Annotated in this window: 23 protein-coding genes; 11 read left to right on the top strand and 12 right to left on the bottom strand. The window is 32.8% G+C overall.

From position 1 onward, the window contains the following. Window positions 1–76: 76 nt before the first annotated feature. Together OLM51_RS14415 and OLM51_RS14410 are read right to left on the bottom strand one after the other, a co-directional pair. Window positions 77–1,198: a BT_3928 family protein gene (locus tag OLM51_RS14415; RefSeq protein ID WP_264551298.1), complete on the bottom strand. Its 1,122-nt coding sequence runs from the start codon at window positions 1,196–1,198 to the stop codon at window positions 77–79. Between the two features lie 72 nt (window positions 1,199–1,270). Then, window positions 1,271–1,813 (bottom strand): DUF1599 domain-containing protein, encoded by a 543-nt coding sequence (locus OLM51_RS14410; RefSeq protein WP_264551297.1) that lies wholly within the window; start codon window positions 1,811–1,813, stop codon window positions 1,271–1,273. Window positions 1,814–1,954: 141 nt separating this feature from the next. Here OLM51_RS14410 and folP point away from each other — a divergent pair, with 141 nt between their 5' ends. From folP to OLM51_RS14395, 3 genes are read left to right on the top strand one after another with little or no spacing between them, the layout of a single operon-like run. Beyond that, entirely contained in the window at window positions 1,955–2,779 is an 825-nt protein-coding gene (gene folP, locus OLM51_RS14405) for a dihydropteroate synthase (protein WP_264551296.1), read from the top strand. A gap of 29 nt (window positions 2,780–2,808) precedes the next feature. Next, complete coding sequence (locus OLM51_RS14400; protein WP_264551295.1) at window positions 2,809–3,639, top strand: DUF4919 domain-containing protein; 831 nt, start codon at window positions 2,809–2,811, stop codon at window positions 3,637–3,639. A gap of 15 nt (window positions 3,640–3,654) precedes the next feature. Beyond that, window positions 3,655–4,287 carry a hypothetical protein gene (locus tag OLM51_RS14395; RefSeq protein ID WP_264551294.1) on the top strand — a complete coding sequence of 211 codons (633 nt, stop codon included), beginning with the start codon at window positions 3,655–3,657 and terminating at the stop codon, window positions 4,285–4,287. A 73-nt stretch (window positions 4,288–4,360) separates the two neighbouring features. On the opposite strand, the gene OLM51_RS14390 is transcribed toward OLM51_RS14395, so the two are convergent. From OLM51_RS14390 to OLM51_RS14350, 9 genes are all read right to left on the bottom strand, one after another. Beyond that, window positions 4,361–4,822: a CHRD domain-containing protein gene (locus tag OLM51_RS14390; protein WP_264551293.1), complete on the bottom strand. Its 462-nt coding sequence runs from the start codon at window positions 4,820–4,822 to the stop codon at window positions 4,361–4,363. A gap of 169 nt (window positions 4,823–4,991) precedes the next feature. Further along, entirely contained in the window at window positions 4,992–5,465 is a 474-nt protein-coding gene (rlmH, locus tag OLM51_RS14385) for a 23S rRNA (pseudouridine(1915)-N(3))-methyltransferase RlmH (RefSeq protein ID WP_264551292.1), read from the bottom strand. A gap of 104 nt (window positions 5,466–5,569) precedes the next feature. Continuing rightward, on the bottom strand, window positions 5,570–5,872 hold the full coding sequence (locus OLM51_RS14380) for an antibiotic biosynthesis monooxygenase family protein (protein ID WP_264551291.1): 303 nt from the start codon (window positions 5,870–5,872) through the stop codon (window positions 5,570–5,572). A gap of 51 nt (window positions 5,873–5,923) precedes the next feature. Beyond that, on the bottom strand, window positions 5,924–7,339 hold the full coding sequence (locus OLM51_RS14375; protein WP_264551290.1) for an adenosine deaminase: 1,416 nt from the start codon (window positions 7,337–7,339) through the stop codon (window positions 5,924–5,926). A gap of 229 nt (window positions 7,340–7,568) precedes the next feature. Then, window positions 7,569–7,853: a GNAT family N-acetyltransferase gene (locus OLM51_RS14370; RefSeq protein WP_264551289.1), complete on the bottom strand. Its 285-nt coding sequence runs from the start codon at window positions 7,851–7,853 to the stop codon at window positions 7,569–7,571. 6 nt (window positions 7,854–7,859) lie between these two features. Next, window positions 7,860–8,255 carry an OsmC family protein gene (locus OLM51_RS14365; RefSeq protein WP_264551288.1) on the bottom strand — a complete coding sequence of 132 codons (396 nt, stop codon included), beginning with the start codon at window positions 8,253–8,255 and terminating at the stop codon, window positions 7,860–7,862. 2 nt (window positions 8,256–8,257) lie between these two features. Then, on the bottom strand, window positions 8,258–9,139 hold the full coding sequence (locus OLM51_RS14360) for a pirin family protein (protein ID WP_264551287.1): 882 nt from the start codon (window positions 9,137–9,139) through the stop codon (window positions 8,258–8,260). A 257-nt stretch (window positions 9,140–9,396) separates the two neighbouring features. Continuing rightward, on the bottom strand, window positions 9,397–10,497 hold the full coding sequence (locus OLM51_RS14355) for a DNA alkylation repair protein (protein ID WP_264551286.1): 1,101 nt from the start codon (window positions 10,495–10,497) through the stop codon (window positions 9,397–9,399). 208 nt (window positions 10,498–10,705) lie between these two features. Beyond that, the gene (locus OLM51_RS14350; RefSeq protein ID WP_264551285.1) at window positions 10,706–12,022 is read right to left on the bottom strand and encodes an esterase/lipase family protein; all 1,317 of its coding nucleotides are present in this window, start codon (window positions 12,020–12,022) and stop codon (window positions 10,706–10,708) included. A gap of 312 nt (window positions 12,023–12,334) precedes the next feature. Between OLM51_RS14350 and nadC the strand changes: the two genes are divergently transcribed. The 7 genes from nadC to priA all read left to right on the top strand — a co-directional run bounded on the left by nadC (window position 12,335) and on the right by priA (window position 18,620). Then, on the top strand, window positions 12,335–13,192 hold the full coding sequence (nadC, locus tag OLM51_RS14345) for a carboxylating nicotinate-nucleotide diphosphorylase (protein ID WP_264551284.1): 858 nt from the start codon (window positions 12,335–12,337) through the stop codon (window positions 13,190–13,192). A 99-nt stretch (window positions 13,193–13,291) separates the two neighbouring features. Next, on the top strand, window positions 13,292–14,215 hold the full coding sequence (locus OLM51_RS14340) for a YihY/virulence factor BrkB family protein (RefSeq protein WP_264551283.1): 924 nt from the start codon (window positions 13,292–13,294) through the stop codon (window positions 14,213–14,215). Between the two features lies 1 nt (window position 14,216). Then, a complete protein-coding gene (locus OLM51_RS14335; protein ID WP_264551282.1) occupies window positions 14,217–14,645 on the top strand; it encodes a DUF2147 domain-containing protein in 429 nt (142 codons plus the stop codon). Between the two features lie 11 nt (window positions 14,646–14,656). After that, entirely contained in the window at window positions 14,657–15,403 is a 747-nt protein-coding gene (gene bla-B1-FLAV, locus OLM51_RS14330; RefSeq protein WP_264551281.1) for a subclass B1 metallo-beta-lactamase, read from the top strand. Window positions 15,404–15,481: 78 nt separating this feature from the next. Beyond that, entirely contained in the window at window positions 15,482–15,718 is a 237-nt protein-coding gene (locus tag OLM51_RS14325; RefSeq protein WP_264551280.1) for a hypothetical protein, read from the top strand. After that, window positions 15,718–16,122, top strand: coding sequence for a type II toxin-antitoxin system VapC family toxin (locus OLM51_RS14320; RefSeq protein WP_264551279.1), 405 nt, complete (start codon window positions 15,718–15,720; stop codon window positions 16,120–16,122). Before OLM51_RS14325 ends, OLM51_RS14320 begins: the two co-directional genes overlap by 1 nt. Before the next feature lie 47 nt (window positions 16,123–16,169). After that, a complete protein-coding gene (gene priA / locus OLM51_RS14315) occupies window positions 16,170–18,620 on the top strand; it encodes a primosomal protein N' (protein WP_264551278.1) in 2,451 nt (816 codons plus the stop codon). Here priA and OLM51_RS14310 read toward each other — a convergent pair. Beyond that, the gene (locus OLM51_RS14310) at window positions 18,617–19,315 is read right to left on the bottom strand and encodes a LytR/AlgR family response regulator transcription factor (protein ID WP_264551277.1); all 699 of its coding nucleotides are present in this window, start codon (window positions 19,313–19,315) and stop codon (window positions 18,617–18,619) included. The two genes, priA and OLM51_RS14310, sit on opposite strands and share 4 nt — an antisense overlap. A 177-nt stretch (window positions 19,316–19,492) precedes the next feature. Here OLM51_RS14310 and rpsF point away from each other — a divergent pair, with 177 nt between their 5' ends. Then, window positions 19,493–19,834, top strand: coding sequence for a 30S ribosomal protein S6 (gene rpsF / locus OLM51_RS14305; RefSeq protein WP_026729424.1), 342 nt, complete (start codon window positions 19,493–19,495; stop codon window positions 19,832–19,834).

The following is a 19,834-nucleotide window of genomic DNA, read 5'->3' as shown; positions in this document are numbered from 1 at the left end:
CAAAAGTATAAAAATAAGTAAAAAAAAAGCTACAAATTTTAATTGTAGCTTTTTTTGAATAGTATGATGATATTTTTTAAATACCATAAGCAACATCTGATAATTCTAATTTATCAACGTCATTATAATGTACTTTTTGTACTATTGTTCCTTTATGTAAAATTACAATGCTAGGATTTGCTCTTTCGATAGTTTTTAATGCTGTTGCATCGCAGAAATAGAAATCAACATCTAATCCGTATGTCTTTTTAGCTTTTGCAATTTCATCAGCTCCAGATGCTGTCATAGCAACTACTTTGTATCCTTTTGCTTTTGCATCGGCAGTTACTTTAGCTAGTTTTTTCATACCGGCTGGTTCTGATAAAGTCAAATCGTAAGTAACAAAAATGACCAGTTTTGGTTCCTTTAATAATTCGTCTTTATAATCTGAATCATCTTTTGTCATGGTAAAATCATGAATTGGCGGTACATAACCTTCTGTGATTACTTTGTCTTTACGATCAACAAAAGTGGCACCTTCAGGAATATTCATTAAATCTTTCTCTGTAAATTCTTTATCAACACCATTTACTTTGTAGATAAAAATCATTTCTACCACAGATTTCGGAGCACCTTCAGGAATTTCCATCCCTTTCTCGATATTAGTTCCAACTTTATACGGACGGAAATCCTTTAACGGATTGTGATTTAAAACCCAAACCGCCATAAATGCACATAAAAAAACGCTCACATAAACAGCAAAGTTAGTTTGCGGTGTTGAAAATAAAGGTTTAATTAATTTTTGATTGATGAATAAAATCAGAATGAAAAATAATAAAACAACATCTTTAGAGAAGGATTGCCAAGGCGTTAAATGTAAAGCGTCTCCAAAACATCCGCAATCTTTTACCACATCAAAATAAGCAGAGTAAAAGGTAAGGAATGTGAAGAAAACAATTAAAAGTAATAAAGCCCAAATGGTTAGCTTTGATTTGTATCCAACCAAAAGCATTACACCCAAAACCACTTCGAGAATCACTAAGATAATAGCCAATCCTAAAGCTAATGGCTCTAAAAAAGGCATATTGAAAACCGGTTCGCTGAAATATTCTGCTAATTTATAAGAGAAACCAACTGGATCATTTAATTTAATTAATCCGGAAATGATAAATAAAATACCGACAAATAATCGGGAGAATTGGGTAATGATGTTCTTCATAACAAATATTTAAATATTCAAAATCCAAATTCCAAGTTTAGCATTGGAATTTGGAATTTTACGATTTGGAATTTATTTAGTAATAGGGTTTAAAATCAAAGCAAAAACAGAATAATTAATCATGTCCTGATAATTAGCATCAATGCCTTCAGAAACTAAAGTAAGGCCTTTATTGTCTTCAATTTGCTTTACGCGAAGTAATTTTTGCAAAATCAAATCGGTTAAAGAACTTACACGCATGTCACGCCAGGCTTCACCGTAATCGTGATTTTTGGCTTCCATTAGTTCTTTGGTAAGTTTAACCTTAGCATCATATAATTCAGTTGCTTTTTCAACATCCAGATCGGGTTGATCTACAACACCCAGTTCCAGCTGAATCAAAGCCATGATAGAATAATTGATGATACCGATAAATTCTCCTTTTTCATCCTCATCAACTTTACGGACATCATTTTCCTGTAAACTTCTAATTCTTTGCGCTTTTATGAAAATCTGATCTGTTAGTGATGGTAGTCTTAAAATTCGCCACGCACTGCCATAATCTTTCATTTTATTGATAAACAAGGTTCGGCAAACCGCGATTACATTATCAAACTCTTGGGAAGTATTCTTCATTTATATGCTGTATATTTGCTTAAATTTTTCCAAAAATAGGGATAATATTAAAGAGTTTCAAGTTTCAGGTTTTCTTTGTTTCAAGTTTTTTCTAAACAAATTGTTAACGGTGATAACTTGAAACCTGAAACAAAACAAACAATGACAATTAACTGCAAAGGCAAACTTATAGATTTAGAGATTCCAAAGGTAATGGGAATCCTGAATGTCACGCCAAATTCTTTTTTTGACGGTGGAAAATATAAAAACGAAGTTGAAATTATTTCGCAGGTTGAAAAAATGCTTTCAGAAGGGGCAACTTTCATTGATATAGGAGCATATTCCAGTAAACCAAGCGCTGAATTTGTAACAGAGCAAGAAGAAATTGACCGAATTGTTCCTGCAATTGAATTGATTTTAAAGCATTATCCGGAAGCATTGTTGTCAATAGATACTTTTAGAGCCGAAGTGGCAAAAGCAAGTATAGAAAGTGGCGCAGCGATTATAAACGATATTGCAGCAGGAGAACTCGACGAGAATATGTTTGATGTAATTGCGCATTACAATGTACCATACATTATGATGCATATGCGAGGTAATCCACAAACGATGCAGAGCCTGACACAATACGAAGATATTGTAAAAGAAATGCTTTTCTATTTTTCTGAAAAAGTAAAAAAAGCAAGAAGTTTAGGAATCAACGACTTGATTTTAGATCCCGGTTTTGGTTTTGCTAAAACAACCGATCAGAATTATGAAGTAATGCAAAAAATGGAGCTTTTTAATTTATTAAAGTTACCGGTTTTAGCAGGAATTTCCAGAAAATCGATGATATACAAAACACTTGATATTACACCACAAGAAGCTTTAAACGGAACAACATTCCTGAATACAATTGCTTTGACCAAAGGAGCAAAAATCCTTCGTGTTCATGATGTGAAAGAAGCTGTTGAGTGCGTTACTTTGTTTAATAAAATGAGTTTTTAAATTATATACTTTTAAGTTTAGATATTAATATGAAAAAGAAATGTTTCTTGGTTTGCTTTGTTTGTTTTATGGTTAATTTAAGCTCTGGACAAGCTCCTTTGCCACCACCACCGCCAACGCAAAAGGTTAAAAAAGCAGATCTAATTTATGGAGATCCCGACGGAAAAGATAATAAGAAAAGTCAAAACTCTAAAGTAAAAGCAACAGGAGTAAAAAATAGTACTAAAGTTTACGGAGAAGATAAATCCCAACAAAGCGTTCAGCGTTTTGATGTAAAGTTTACCGAATCTACAAATCCAAATTCTATTTATTACTACAAAAATGTTGAAGCTCTTCTTCAAAAAGGAGATACAACAGCTATAACGGCTGCACAAATAATAAGTCTGACTAAATATAAAATTCATTCTAAGACAATAAATCCGACTTATTTAGATAGTTTAGCCCGTAAAGTTTATAAACTTAATGAAGACAAAAAATATAATGAAGCAATTATTGTAGCTAAAGAAATTCTCAGTCAAAGTCCTAACAACATTACGGGGCATAAAGAATTAAGTTACGCTTATAAACGTCTTGGTAATACAGAATTGTGCAATCTTCATTTTTCGATGATGGTCAAGATTATCGCATCAGTATTTAAATATGGAGAAGGAAGTCGCGAATCGCCTTATATTTTGAATAATTTTTTTGAAGGAGTATCTATATATGAAGCCAGATTTGGTTTGTATCCTCAAAAGACCAGGCTGATTCTCACAAAAGAAAAAGTGCTTTTAGGAGGCTATGATAGTTATCATATAATGCGTTTTTCAAATTTAACGCATTGGCTTCCTTTACTTAAACCAGAAGATTATAAAATCGAATAAAATAATTAAGGAAACATGAAATATATTACATTAATTATTGTTTTTCTTCTTTTCTCCTGTGAAGAAAAGAAAGATGTTTTACTCCCAAAATCAAATATTTCGATTGTAAAAGATGTCCAGGATCATTCGCCAGTTTATATTTTCTTAAAAGTTGAAGGAAAAGATACAATAGCTGATTTGAATAGAAAAAGTGCTATTATTTCGACCAATTGGATTTTTAATATCGATAAGCGTTTGCCTTTGAAATTAGTGATTCCGGAGGTTATAAAAATGCAGGAAAAGAAAAGGGCTGACAGTGCACACAAAAATGAAAATGCCCAAAATTATTATTCTTATGCAGATTCTATTGGAAAGAATCTTGCTTTTTTGTCTTTCACGAAAGTGTACTATAAAACAGAAAAACCGAATAAGGAAAATTTTGTCTTTTATTTTAGAAAAGGAAAAGAACATGTTTTGATGGGAAATAAGGAAATAAAAATAACAGAGATATTACAGCATTTTTATAGTATAAAGTTTGAGAAAGTACCAGATTTGGTGTTCTTATTTGATAAGAACATGAGTTATGAAGAATATATTCAAGATAAAATTTTACTGCAAAAATATGTGACTTACAATCTTGATAAACTTCCGGTAGAATTCATTTTCTAATTTGAAATATAAAACAGCAAAAAGCCTTTCCGTCCAAATGATAGAAAGGCTTTGTTTTTAGTTTTTTCAGGTGTTAATAACCGCCACCTCCACCACCTCCGCCACCGGAGGTACCTGTTTTGATGAGGGTTCCGCTTATTTCTCCATCAGGATAAGCAGTTGTATGCAGGTTTACATAATATTGATTAGCCATTAATTCAGCTATTTGTGTATCTGTAAGTGTACCGGACACTGTTATGGGTGAAGTTGATACACTTGAGTCGGGAAATGGAATAACAATTGCTTTGGCAGCATTGTGAACATGCCCGTGAATTGGTGTTAGTCCTGTAAAATTTACTTTTATTTCAAACGTTTTGGCTGTTTGGTTTAATTTGAGTGTAGCATCACCAGAGGCTGTTGAAGTAGCGCCTGTAACGGGAGTCAAACTTGCAGTAAATGTCACAATAACCGGACTAGAATTGTCATCATTATTAGAACATGAAATTCCAATAAAAAGCAAACATAAGATTGCTGAAAAACGAAGTAAAGATTTCATAATTATATGTTTTTAGATTAAAAAAATAGGGTTAAAAAACTATAATTATTAAATTTTATTAAGATTTAATAAAAGCAGTATAAAATTACGCTTTTATTTTGGATTTAGAATTTTTTTTGATTTTAAAATGCTGATTGTTAGTATTGTGGTTTTTCTTGTGATTGACAATTTATTGATGGTGATAAGGTTCATTACGCAAAATCGTAAATCCTCTGTATAGCTGCTCGATAAAAAATAAACGAACCATTTGATGAGAAAACGTCATTAGCGAAAGCGAAATTTTTCCCTGCGCTTTACTGTAAACGGTATCTGAAAACCCGTAAGGTCCGCCAATTACAAAAACCAGTGTTTTGATTCCTGAATTCATTTTCTTTTGCAATTCTTCTGAGAAACCTACACTAGAGAAGTTTTTTCCGTTTTCATCCAAAAGTATTAATTGATCAGTAGCCGAAAGTTTCGACAGAATTAATTCGCCTTCTTTTTCCTTTTGCTGGCTTTCAGATAAGTTTTTTACGTTTTTGATATCGGGAATAATTTCCAAATCAAATTTGATGTAAAACGACAAACGTTTGGTATAATCGTCAATCAGAGTTTGAAGCGATTTGTTATCCGTTTTGCCTATTGCGATGAGTTTGATGTTCATTGGTTTGTTTTTTTAGGCACAGATTAAGAGGATTGAAAAGATTTTTGTTATTTTACTTTAAATTAATCTGTGGAAATCTTTTTAATCTGTGGCAAAATAAAAATCTATTTTTTATTCTCGAAAACAGTTTCAAAATGTTCTACAATCGGAAACGGTTCGTAATAATGATGTAAAATCTTTTTCCATTCCAGATAAGCTTCAGAAGTTCTAAAACCAATTGTATGATCTTCAAGCGTATTCCAATCGACCAATAAAAGATATTTGTTTTGGACTTCCAGACATTTTTCCAAACGATGTCCTGAATAACCGTTTATTGATGATATGTATTGGCTTGCTTTTGCAAAATCAACCTCAAATTGAGAGGCTAATTCCGGTTTAACATATAAAAATGCTGCTTCTAGAATCATAGTTGTAACGTTAGCAAACCCGACAGGTTTTTAAAACTTGTCGGGTTTGGTTTAGTTTTTAGAAAACTTCGCTTCAAAAGCTTTAAAACGAGTATCTAAATCTTTAATTAATTGTTTTTTTACAGATGCATCTTGAATGAAACTGTAATTAATGCTGTTGTAAACGTATTGTTTTATCGTTGCATATGAAACATCCTGATATCTTTTGGCTAATAAAACATATTGTTCGGTCATATTACTTCTCAAAATTCCAGCATCATCTGTACTAATTACAATTGGCACATTAAATTCTTTATAAAGCGTAAACGGATGTCTGTTATCTTTTACTTTCAGAATAAATTCATTGCTCGTTAAATTGATCTCAACAGGAATATTATTTTTGGACATGTATTTCAGTAAATCATACGAATTTGCTTCGTAAGCTATATCAACTCCATGACCAATTCTGTTAGCGCCGGCAACATAAATAGCGTCGTTAATATGCCAGGTTAAATCTTCTGGCTGAACTAAGCCTAAAGTCAATTCGCCGGCATGAAGCGTATATTTTACATCAGGAAATTTCGAATGACAATATTTAAACATTACCATATGTAACCAGTAATCTTTCATTGAATTTTCGCCATGTTCCGGAGAAACAATATTGACACCTGCAACCAGCTTACTGTCATTTGCAGAGATAAAGGCGATGCTTAAGTTTTTAAACAAATCAACCGGATCCATAAATCGAAGCACAAAATTCTGATAACGCATGGTGAATTTTTCGTCATCTATTTTTAAATCTTTATGCAACTTAGCAATAAAATTTGTGTTGAAATCTAATGCATATTTTTTGGCGTCTTTTTGTTGAAATGATTTATACAATTCGTCTAAAAGTTTTAAAACTGCTTTTTCATCTTTTTGAGCCGCAGCCTGACGCAATTTTGTATTAAAATCAGTCAAATCCGAAACATTCATATCGCATGGAATTGTCGATAATTGTGTTTCGATATAACTTACATTTTCTGCAATAGCACGTTTTTTTAATTCGAGCATTCCTTCTGCAAAATGACCTGCGATAGTTGGTTCAAATTTCATGAAAGAGTCAAAAAACTGATCATCGGAAGGTACAGATCCATTATAATCCTTGATAGACCAGGTCTGCATAACTTGCTGTTGGTAGTAATCTAGTTTGCCTTGATTTTTTAATGAGGAGAAAGTTTGCCAGTTTCCGTTTGCAGGTTTGGTTTTAGAAACTTCCATAGTTTCTAAATTCAAATAGAAATCTTCTGTGATTGCTCTTTCTAAAAGAGGTTCTGCATAAATTGATCCTGAAAAATGGTGGTGTAAATCGCCTCCTTTTGGCATTTGTTGAAAAAAAGCTGTTAAGAGAGCTTCATTGTTTCTGATTTTTTCTAAATAACTTTCAGCCGATTGAGAAAAGCCGATTTGTGCTATAAAAATACAGAAAAGCGTAATTATCCTTGTCATACTCTAAGTTTAAATTACATGCAAATATACGAGTTTTCGCGGAAATTTGAAAATCGAATTTCTATGCGTTGTTTTTTTAACGCAAAGAACGCAAGGTTTTGTTATCTGCTAGACTTAGTATAAACGCAAAGTTCGCAAAGCTTTTAAAAAAAAACTTTGCGAACTTTGCGTAATTCTTCGCGAGCTTTGCGGTTAAAAAAAACTTAGTATCTCAGAACCTTAGTACCTTTTAAGAAAAAAGTACATCATGTATTTCCTGCACCTTATCAAAAACACTTTTTGCAAAAGGACAAAGTGGAATAATTTTCAGATTGTTTGTTCTGGCATATTCTACTGCGGCCATGACTAGTTTTTTACCAACACCTTTTCCATTAAATTCAGGATTCACTTCTGTATGATCAATAATAAATTTTGAGTCTCCTGCCCAAGTGTAGGTCATTTTTCCAGCTTCTTTCCCATCTTCTACAGCTTCAAAATAGCCTCTTCTTGTATCGTTTATTTGTTGAATTTCCATGATAAGTTATATTAATGTCGTTTTAATTTCGATTGAATGTGTTAGTGTTTTATGTATAGGGCAACTATTTGCAATGGTTTCTAATCTTAGTCTTTGCATCTCGTCGACTTCGCCAATTACTTCAATTTTTCGGATAAAAGAAGATACATTTCGTTCTGAGTTTCTTTCAAAATCAATTTTGACGTTTATTTCTGAAACATCCCATTGTTTGCGATTGATGTACATTCGTAAAGTAATCAAAGTGCATGAGGCCAAAGACGAAGCTAAAAGTTCAGTAGGATTTAAACCTAAGTTTTTACCTCCCAATTGTGTCGGTTCGTCTGAAATTAAGATATTTCCACTGGTAGATGTTATTTCGGTGCGATATAAACGCGTATCTATTTTTGCTGATACTGTATCCATATTTATTTGATTCTTGGTTCAGGTAACGGAACAAATTCAGTTTCTCCCGGTACTTTTGGAAAAGTCTGTGCTGTCCAGTCATGTTTGGCTTTTTCGATGAGGTTTTTATCCGAAGAAACAAAGTTCCAAAATATAAAATGTTCTTCAGGAAACGATTGCCCTCCAAAGATATATACGGTTGAATTAGCGGCAATTTCAAATTCGCAAAGTGTACTGTCGTTGGTAATTAAGATCTGTTTTGGATCATAAACATGTTCACCACTTTTAATACTTCCTTCTAAAATATACAAACCGCTTTCACCAAATAAATGGCTTCCAATATTAATTTTTTGAGTGGTTTTACTTTTAATTTCAATAAAATATAACGGACTATAAACGGGAACCGGAGATTTTTTTCCGAATGCTTCGCCGGCAATTAATTTGTATGAAACACCATCTTCTTCCCAAGCCGGAATATCATCTGCTTCAACATGTGCAAAATTTGGATCCATTTGTTCCAATTCTTTAGGGAGTGCCACCCAAATCTGCAATCCGTGAAGCATTTTGTCTGAATGTCTTAAATATTCAGGAGTTCTTTCAGAGTGAACGATTCCTTTTCCGGCTGTCATCCAGTTGACTGCTCCGGGTTTTATTTCTAATTCTGTTCCTAAACTATCGCGGTGCATAATGCTTCCTTCAAACAAAAAAGTTAGTGTAGAAAGTCCAATATGCGGATGTGGCGGAACATCCATATTTTCATGATCACTTAAATGCGCTGGCCCCATATGATCGATAAATACAAATGGCCCAACGGCTCTTTTTTCGCGGAAAGGCAATAAACGACCTACCATAAAGTTGCCAATATTGGCAGCACGTTCTTCGATAATTAAATTGATATTTGACATGTGGTATAGTTTGATTTGAAAACAAAATTACAGTAGTAATGCGAGTCTGTAACTTAATTTAGATTAAGAAAAGTTGTTTCTGGATTTTTGTTTTATAAAAATAAGAAAAATCCCGAATAGTTCATTTCATTTTTGTTGTTGTAAGGCGAAGTGCATTTTTGTCAGACTGAGCGAAGTCGAAGTCTCACATGCTGAATCACTTTGCTGGACTTCGACTTCCCTCAGTCTGACAATATTGATGAAGATTTCTTTTCTCTTTAATCAATCAATTCAAACTCCAAAACGTCACTTTCTGTACCATTAATTATAATCGATAATTGATGAATTCCCGTATGGAAAACTCTCGTTGTAATTATCTTAAAAGATTGATTTCTGTCAACCTTTATTAATTGATTCGGCGGATAAATTTTCTCACTGATTTTGAAGACTTTTTTGGCCAAATGTCCTTTTGCTTTTTTGTAATGAACTGCATATTCTAAGCGAACTGTTTTAGCTTCTTCATTTTTATTGTTTAAATGAAAATGAAATTGAAGATAATCTCCAATTTTTACAATTGGTGTTTTGATTGCAAAAGAGGAAAGTTCAATATTGTTGCTTTCCAAGCCATAATGGCTTAAAATTTCCGGATGACCTTGTTTTAGTAAAGTTCGGCTTCCGTGTTTAATGATTGCGTCGGTTTCTTTGCTGTGATCTTTCCATCTAGAGGCAATTTCCAGAACAATCTGCGGGTTATCTTTTGCAATATCATTTAAATTGTTAGCCACACTTCTTCGAACATATTCTGAAGAATCATTTTTTAAATTCTCTAAAATAGGAAGGATAGAAGAGGGATCTTTTTTCAAAAACGGAATCGCCATTGCCCACGGTAATCTCGGGCGTGAACCTTCGCTTGCTAATCTTCGTACATGGAGATTTTCATGCAGTGACCATTGGATCATTTCGTCAATCATTTTTTCTTTATACTTTAAAATAAAAGGACGAACTGCAAATTCACAGCTTATAAATTGTGTGATAGAAATAAAAGCTTTAGCAGAAGTTTTAAAATCGTCTAAACCGTACATTTCGACATAATCAGCAAAGAAAATGAAAGCTAAATTGCTTTCTGCGAAATTGTTTTTCTTTAGGTTTTCGATGATTTTATCAATTAAAGCAACAGCTTCGGTAAAATTTTGTGGCATAAATTGATGAAAAACAACAGTAGTGTGTTTCATCCGTTCTTTCCATTCTTTCTGTGCAAAATCACCTTCATAAATTGTTTCAATGAATTTTTGTTTATTGAATGCTGGATGCACTTCGGCGACAGCCTGACCAAATTTTTCGTAGAAAGAAACGGAGTAAATATCTTTGATTAATGCCATAATTTGTTTGATTGAACCTCAAAGATATTTAATGTTCTTCGATTTTTGGTAAACAAATTATTTTAAGAATAGGAATTTTATTTAAGATTTATTGTAAAGAACAGCGCATTTTTTAAAGTGTTATGTAAATTGATGAGGCAGAGAGGAAGTAAGTAATAAAAGCCGAAAATCAATATTGTATGCTTTGATTTTTCGGCTTTTAGATGAGCTAGATGGGTAAACAGGAAAGATCTTTAGCAATCTTTAAGTAAAATTTATTTAACCAATTTGTTGAAGATTGTTTATTGTCTGGTGTAATGATGCTGATGTGGTCTTGTCCCTGAATAACGGGATGTACATCCCAAACACCTTTTGGAGCTAATTTTCTATGAATTGTGTCTCTCAAAATATAATCATGTCCAATTGGGTATTGACCGGAAGGTACACTTACCAATCCATCGCAAGGCCTCCATTTATTATAACCCAGCGGTAAATTTAAAGTAGTTTTACCTATACCAACTCCGTCTGGCTTTAATAATGGATTCATGTTATCCGAAGGTGTCCAGATTCCGTCCGGTTGTTCTGTCATATCATTAAACGAATAAGAAGCATAGTATACATTATGAGAGCTTTTTGCCCAATAATTTTGCATTTGGGATGCTTTTACACTTAAATCATAAACACAATTATCCTGTGATTGCCAAAAGCGGGCTGCAGAGCCATCATCTGCAGCTGTTTTATCAAAAACACGTTCCATGTATGCTTTTGGGCTTTCGTTTTCTTGTCTTTGAAGCCCCCATTGTCCCAGATCAAAATTATAAACGGCGTTTTCTTCAAGTATAATTCCGCCTATCGCACCCATGCCAATTAACATTTTCATTAAGTTATCATGAAAACCTACAAAATCTGCAGGCAGAGCTCCATCGTGAACACCTGAAATGGTTGTGTGACTTGCCACCCAGTTGTTTTTACCGCCTTTAAATAAATCAGAAGTTGGAGCTTCATGTGGTCCCGGGATATAGGCTTTTTCCTGTTCATCACCATTTTCAAGTAACTCAATTAATAATCTGGGAGTTGGCCCTCCCATACTATGTCCTATAAAATGAACCTTGTTGGCAGCATTCCATTTTGGGTAAAATCCCGGGTACGATTCGCCATAACGACTGTGTCCGTGACGCATAGCGTGCACGGCACCATAATCGACCACGCCGCCCACTATATTATAATACAATTCGACAGCCCGGTCCCAATTACTTGATAATGGTCCCATCGAAGCGGTATAAGTTGTGTAACCTTGTGTGTTTAAATAAGTCTGAATATCACCTTTGCCACCCCAATAATAAAAACCGTTCATTTCATCTCTTCCCCAGCCGCACATTCCATGTACGAGTACTATAGGATAATTATTTTGCCGTTGAACGGGATAGGCGGGTAAATTTGCTGTTGGTTGTTCTCCCGGAGTATAAGGTTGAGGAGCAGAATTATCATCTTTATCACAAGAATAGAAAAATGCAGCAAAAAACAATAAGAGTGTAAATTTGTTCATCTTAATAAAATTTAATTGATTAGATAGAATTAAAATTTTTGGAACTATTTTGAAGCTTTATTCCTTATAGTTCACACTGTTAAAATGGTTTTGATGTTTTTTAATAGCTATTCTGATAAAAATATTTTAAAATGAATCAAGTAGCATCCCTTAAAAGTTTTTAAAATAACATTATATGTTTTTTTTGGTTGGTTTGTAATGGAATCATTTTAGTATCAGCAATTAAATAAAAAATTAAGCTTTTTTCAAATGCTCTAAATTTTCAAATCCATAAAATATATCCTAATTTAGCATATTATTAAAAATAGAAAAATGATAACCGAAGCTCAATTTCAAGCAGAATTACAACTTTTAATCAGTAATGCCATTAGAGAAGATGTGGGACCAGGCGATTACAGTTCGCTTGCCTGTATTCCTGATACAGCGCACGGTCAGGCTAGATTATTGGTTAAAGACCAGGGAATTATTGCGGGAGTTGCAATGGCAAAGATGATATTTGAGTTTGTTGATCCTAAATTAAAAGTAAAAACTTTTATTGAAGATGGAACGCATGTAGAATATGGTGATGTGGTTTTTGAAGTTTCAGGCAGTTCACAATCTATCTTAAAGTCAGAAAGAGTGGTTTTGAATACCATGCAGCGTATGTCTGCAATTGCGACAAAAACAAGTCATTTGATGCAATTGTTAGAAGGAACGGGAGCTAAAATATTAGATACCCGAAAAACGACTCCAAATTTCAGAGTGGCTGAAAAATGGGCAGTAAAAATAGGAGGAGGAGAAAATCATCGTTATGCTCTTTACGATATGATCATGCTGAAAGATAACCATATTGATTTTGCAGGCGGAATTACATTGGCAATTAAAAAGACCAAAGAATATCTAAAAGCTAATAATCTGGATTTAAAAATTATTGTTGAAGCCAGAAATCTGGATGAAATTCGTGAAATATTATTAAGCGATGGTGTTCACAGAATTTTAATAGATAACTTCAATTATGAAGATACTAAAAAAGCAGTGGCTTTAATTGGTAAAAAGTGCCAGACAGAATCTTCTGGAAATATTAATGAAAAAACTATTCGCGAATATGGACTTTGCGGTGTTAATTATATATCGTCCGGAGCTTTAACGCACTCTGTTTATAATATGGATTTGAGTCTGAAAGCTTTTTAATTAAGTTTTGAATTGTGAGTTATAAGTTGCGAGTTTGAAAATTATTTAGTTTATTCTTCATCTAAAATCTAAGCTCAGAAATCTAAAATCAAAAAAAATATGTCTAAAGAGATAGAAGACCGGATTGAGAAGCTACCTGTAGTTCGTTCTTTGGCCCGACTTTTAAAGAGAATAAAATTGCCCTGGCTGGAAGGCTTTTCGTTGTATGATCTGCTCGAAATGTACACTATCGGAATTATTGATGGTGCATTTTCATATCATGCAAGCGCAGTTTCTTTTAGTTTTTTTATGGCTTTGTTTCCTTTTGCACTGTTTATTTTAAACTTGATTCCGTTTATTCCGATAGATAATTTTCAGGATGACTTTCTTCAGTTTGTGCAACAGGGAGTTCCTCCAAATACATATGATGCGATAAGTAAAATTATTAGTGATATTTTAAATAATAGTCACTCAGGATTGCTGTCAACGGGATTTTTGCTTTCGATTTTTTTAATGGCAAATGGTATTAACGGAATTTTAAGTGGTTTTGAATCATCCAAACATGTTTTTGATAAGCGTGGTTTTCTAAATCAGTATCTTGTTGCGTTGGCAATTTCACTTGTCATGACTATTATTTTATTTGTAACTGTGGCAACAATTGTGGTTTTTGAGGTGTTTATTCAAAAGACTATTATTCAGGATGTGCTTAGTGACCGAATTCCGCTGATTATTTTGGGCCGATATTTGTTTGTTGTTTTAATGATTTTGATAACGTCTTCAATATTACTTCGTTATGGCACTAAGCAGTATAATAAAGTGCCATTTATAAGTATTGGATCTGTTTTTACGACGATATTAATTGTTATATCTTCGTTCTTTTTTGGGATTTGGGTTATAAAATTTTCAAAATATAACGAACTTTATGGTTCAATTGGTACATTATTAATTCTAATGTTTTACATTTGGATAAACTGTATGATTCTGCTTTTGGGGTTCGAACTGAATGCTACTATCAGAAAATTAAAACAAAAAAAAAATAAATAATATGAAAAATTGGATGTTAACTATTGGTGTTTTTTTCTTCGCTATGACAATGCAGGCTCAAAGTGTTGTTGGCAAATGGAAAACAATAGATGATGAAACAGGTGAAGCAAAATCTATTGTAGAGGTTTATGAAAAGTCTGGGAAAATTTATGGTAAAGTAGTAGAGATACTTCGTGAGAGCCACAAAAAAGATGTTTGCACTAAATGTAGCGGTGCAGAGAAAAATAAACCAATTTTAGGAATGGTTATTATTAATGGTCTTAAAAAAGACGGAAGTGAATATAATGACGGGACTATTCTTGATCCGACAAATGGTAAAAAATACAAATGTTATATCACTTTAGATTCTGCAGATAAGTTGAAACTTCGTGGTTATGTTGGAATCTCGTTAATGGGCAGAACGCAATACTGGACACGCGTAAAAAACTAAATAAAATATAAATGCGAAAATTAGCTTCGATAGTTTTATTCTTAGTGATTTTTTCAAATACTTTTGGACAATCTAAGAATTCGCCATTACAAATAAGTCATCTTACAGGTGACTTTTATGTTTATAAAACATTTCATGATTACAAAGGAACATTGATTTCTGCCAATGCCATGTATCTGGTTACAGATAAAGGTGTTGTTTTGTTTGATGCCCCATGGGATAAAACGCAGTTTCAGCCTTTATTAGACAGTATAAAAGCAAAACATCATAAAGAAGTTGTAATGCTTTTTGGAACGCATTCTCATGAAGACCGTGCGGGAGGGTTTGATTTTTATAAGAAAAAGGGAATAAAAACGTATTCAATCAAATTGACCGATGATATTCTTAAAAAGAATAATGAAGGCAGAGCTGAATTTATAATTCCAAATGATAAAACTTTTAAGGTTGGACAATATACTTTTGAGGTTTATTATCCTGGAAAAGGCCATGCGCCAGATAATATTGTAGTTTGGTTTGCTAAAGAAAAAGTACTTTACGGAGGTTGTTTTGTAAAAAGTACTGTGGCAACAGATCTAGGTTATTTGGGTGATGCTGATGTAAAGGAGTGGCAAAAATCTATCAAAAAAGTGCAGACAAAATTTAAAAATCCTGTTTATATCATTCCAGGTCATGATGATTGGACTAATATAGAGTCTTTAAATCATACACAGAAATTAGTCGACGAGTATTTGGCTCAGAAGTCTTCTGAGAAAAAGTAAATTTATAAATCTCAGCAGGACATAATTAGAGTCTAAAAATAGTTTAATTTTGTAATTGTAATTATTAAGAAAAATAAAATGACAGTAATAGATAAAAATATACTTGAAACCTACTCAAACTTGTTTGAAGGGCTTAGTTTTTCTAATAAAATTGAACTTATAGAACGACTTACAAAATCTTTAAAAAGCAATAAATCAAAAGAGAATAATTTTTATAAATCTTTTGGAGCTTTTGTATCTGAAAAATCAGCAGAAGAAATAGTTTCAGAAATAAAATCTAATAGAAACTTTAAGGACAAAGAAATTAAGTTTTAATGGGATATTTATTAGATACAAGTATTTGCGTTTTTTTTCTTAGAGGAAAACTTAATCTTGATAAAATGATAAAGCAAGTTGGTTTAGAAAACTGTTATATTTCAGAAATAACAGTTGCAGAGCTTCGCTTTGGTGCAGAAAATAGTGATGACCCTATAAAGTCTAATAAAGCTGTGGATATATTTTTAAAAGGTTTAACGATACTTCCAATTTTCGGATCAATTAAAAGGTATGCTGTTGAGAAAGTCAGGCTTAGAAAAATAGGAAAACCTATTAATGACGAGTTTGATCTTTTAATTGGCGTTACTGCAGTTGAGAATCAATTGATTTTAGTTACAGATAATATTAAGGATTTTAAATTTTTAGACGGAATTCAAATAGAGAATTGGTTTGAAAGAAAATAAATGACTGATTTGTTCTGTTTCATTTCTCAATTTTTTAAAATTACTACATGTTTTTTATCGAAGTTATTTTACCGCTTTCCTTAGCAAAAACGTTTACATATCGTATTACTGAGGCCGAATATCATTTCATTAAAAAAGGAATGCGGGTGGCGGTACCTTTTGGTAAAAGTAAGATATACACTGCTCTTGTGCTGGATATTCATGAAAATGAGCCAACATTATATGATGCTAAAGAAATTCATCAGATTTTAGATGAAAAACCTATTGCAACCGAAATACAGATCAAACACTGGCTTTGGGTTGCAAGCTATTATATGTGTGGTATTGGTGATGTCTATCGTGGTGCTTTCCCGAGTGGATTATTACTGGAGAGTGAAACCATAGTTACACATAAGCCTGAAGTTGTAGTAAATGACAGTGAACTTTCTGATGATGAATTTCTGGTTTATGAAGCATTGCAGCATCAGAGTTCATTAAAGGTTCAGGAAATTGCTTCAATTTTAAATAAAAAGAATATTCTTCCCGTTCTTCAAAAATTAATGAGTAAAGATATCATTGTTTTAGAAGAGGAAATAAAAGAAACTTATAAACCAAAATTGATTCGATATGTAAAGCTACATTCAAAATATGAATCTGATAATGGTCTGGCAGAATTACTGGAAGTGTTGAAAAGCGCTAATAAACAAAAAGAAATTGTTTTGACTTATTTTCAGCTTAATGCCTCAGAAAAAAAGCCAATTACAGTAAAAAAACTTACTGAAGTTTCGAATGCTACATCGGCAGTTGTTAAGGCTTTAATTGAAAAGGAGATTTTTGAAGAATATTTTTTACAACACGACAGGGTTTCTTATAATGGTGAAAAGTCGGAGAAAGAACTTACGTTAAGTGAGGCACAGGAGAATGCATTTTCTGAGATTAAGAATAGTTTTTCAGAAAAAGAGGTCTGTCTGCTTCATGGGGTAACGTCAAGTGGGAAAACTGAAATCTATATCAAATTAATAGAAGAATATTTGTTAACAGGAAGACAAGTATTGTATTTGCTTCCGGAAATTGCTTTAACGACTCAGTTAGTTTCACGTTTACGACTTCATTTTGGGGATAAAGTAGCTGTTTTTCACTCGAAATATAGTAACAATGAAAGAGTTGAGGTTTGGAGGCAAACGCTTGAAAATTCAGAGAAAGCCCAAATTGTGATAGGAGCAAGGTCGGCCTTGTTTTTGCCATTTAATGATTTAGGTTTATTAATTGTCGATGAAGAGCATGAACAAACTTTTAAACAAACCGATCCTGCACCAAGATATCATGCTCGTGATGCGGCAATTGTTTTGGCAAATTTGCATAATGCTAAGGTGCTGTTAGGTTCTGCAACTCCAAGTATTGAGACGTATTTTAATACTCAGATTGAAAAATTTGGTTTGGTTACTTTGACTGAACGTTATAAAAACGTTCAGATGCCCGAGGTTGTTCTGGTTGATTTAAAAGATAAGCATTTCAGAAAAAGAATGACAGGGCATTTTAGTGATCTTTTAATAGAAGAAATTGCCGAAGCTTTGTCTTTGGGTGAGCAAGTGATTTTGTTTCAAAACAGACGAGGATATTCGCCAATAATAGAATGTATGACTTGTGGTCATGTACCACATTGTCAACAGTGTGATGTAAGTTTGACTTTTCATAAGTATAAAAATCAGTTGCGTTGTCATTATTGTGGCTATTCAATTGCAAAACCTACCAATTGTCATAGCTGCTCCAGTATAGATTTAACGACAAAAGGTTTTGGTACTGAGCAAATCGAACAGGAGTTGTTATCTCTTTTTCCGAAGGCAAAAACCGGAAGAATGGATCAGGATACCACACGTGGAAAATTTGGTTTTGAAAAGATTATCGATACTTTTAAAAATAGAGAAATCGATATTTTAGTTGGAACACAAATGCTGGCTAAAGGTCTGGATTTTGATAATGTAAGTCTGGTTGGAATTATGAATGCAGATAATATGCTGCATCATCCTGATTTTAGAGCTTTTGAGCGTAGTTTTCAAATGATGACACAAGTCGCGGGGAGAGCCGGAAGATCTGAAAAACAAGGAAAAGTAGTGATTCAGACTTATAATCCGTATCATAATACAATTCAGCAGGTTACAAGTCATAATTATATAGGTATGTATAAGGAGCAATTGTATGACAGACAAATCTATAAATACCCACCTTATTTCAGAATTATAAAGCTGACTTTAAAGCATCGTGAATTCGAGAAATTAAAAGAAGGATCAATGTGGCTGTATCAGGTTTTAAGTCAGAATCTGAATATACCGGTTTTAGGACCGGAAGAACCGGCAATAAGCAGGATAAGAAATGAATACCTTAGAACTATATTAATTAAGATTCCACAAAATCTGCATTTAGGGAATACTAAAAAAACTATTCAGAAAATGTTGAATAGTTTTGAAGCTGTCGCTCAGTACAGAGCTATAAAAGTTGTTGTGAATGTCGATTTCTATTAAGACGATGTAGATAGTGCTTTAACTAAGTCTTCTTTTTTGTTGCGGCTTAATGGGATTTTAGTAATTCGAATTTCTGCAAACTTACTATTGAAGCGTTCTACTTTATCAATATTAATGATATACGATTTATGTACACGAATAAATTTGTCTTTTGATAAATCATTTTCAAAAGATTTCATTGTTGAAAGGACCAAATTGCTGTCATCTTCGGTAACTACCCTTACATAATCTCCAAAAGCTTCAATCCATTTGATTTTGGCAGTGAAAATTTTGAGTTTTTTAAGATTGCTTTTGATGAAAATATGCTCACCTTCTTCTTCTTTAACCTCTTTCTTAAGTAAATGCATATCAATGGCTCTTTTGACAGAAGCATTAAATCGATCAACGGCAATTGGTTTTTGCAGATAATCGGTAGCGTCATAATCAAAAGCTTTTAAAGCATATTCTGCTTTAGAAGTGATAAATATAATCTGAGGTTTTGATTTTAATCCGTCTAGGAAGTCAAAACCATTGATAACAGGCATTTCAATATCAAGAAATATTAAATCGATATTATTTAAAGAGATACAGCTTTTCGCTTCTATTGCATTAGAAAAATCCCCGATTAAGTGCAAACCTGGGTGATTATTAACTAATTTTGCAATAATTGTCCTCTGTATAGAACTATCATCTACAACAACACAGTTTAGTTTCATAACATTTTAATTTAGAATAAATTCAGGATAGCAATAGTAAATGTATTATTTTTTTGAACAAAAAACTAAAATGAGCGACTATTTTTTGCTGTATGACGAATAAAAGTAAAATTTTGTTGGATATTTAAATTTTATGCTTACTTTTGCACCCAATTTTAACAAATAAATATTGTATTTATGAATCATTATGAAACTGTTTTCATTTTAAATCCCGTTTTATCTGAGGTTCAGGTGAAGGAAACAGTAACGAAATTTGAAGAATTTCTTACTAGTAGAGGAGCTGAAATGGTATCGAAAGAGGATTGGGGTCTGAAAAAAATGGCTTACGAAATCCAAAACAAAAAAAGTGGTTTTTATCACTTATTCGAATTCAAAGTAGCTGGAGAAGTTCTTGTAGCTTTTGAAACTGAATTTAGACGTGACGAAAGAGTTATGCGTTTCTTAACTGTAAGTTTAGACAAACATGCTATTTCATGGGCGGAAAGAAGAAGAGCTAAATTAAAATCTACTAAAGCGTAA

The sequence above is a fragment of the Flavobacterium sp. N2038 genome, assembly GCF_025947185.1.
Lineage (GTDB): Bacteria > Bacteroidota > Bacteroidia > Flavobacteriales > Flavobacteriaceae > Flavobacterium.
Note: the sequence above shows the minus strand (reverse complement) of the source record. Positions and strands in the feature narration are given on the sequence as shown.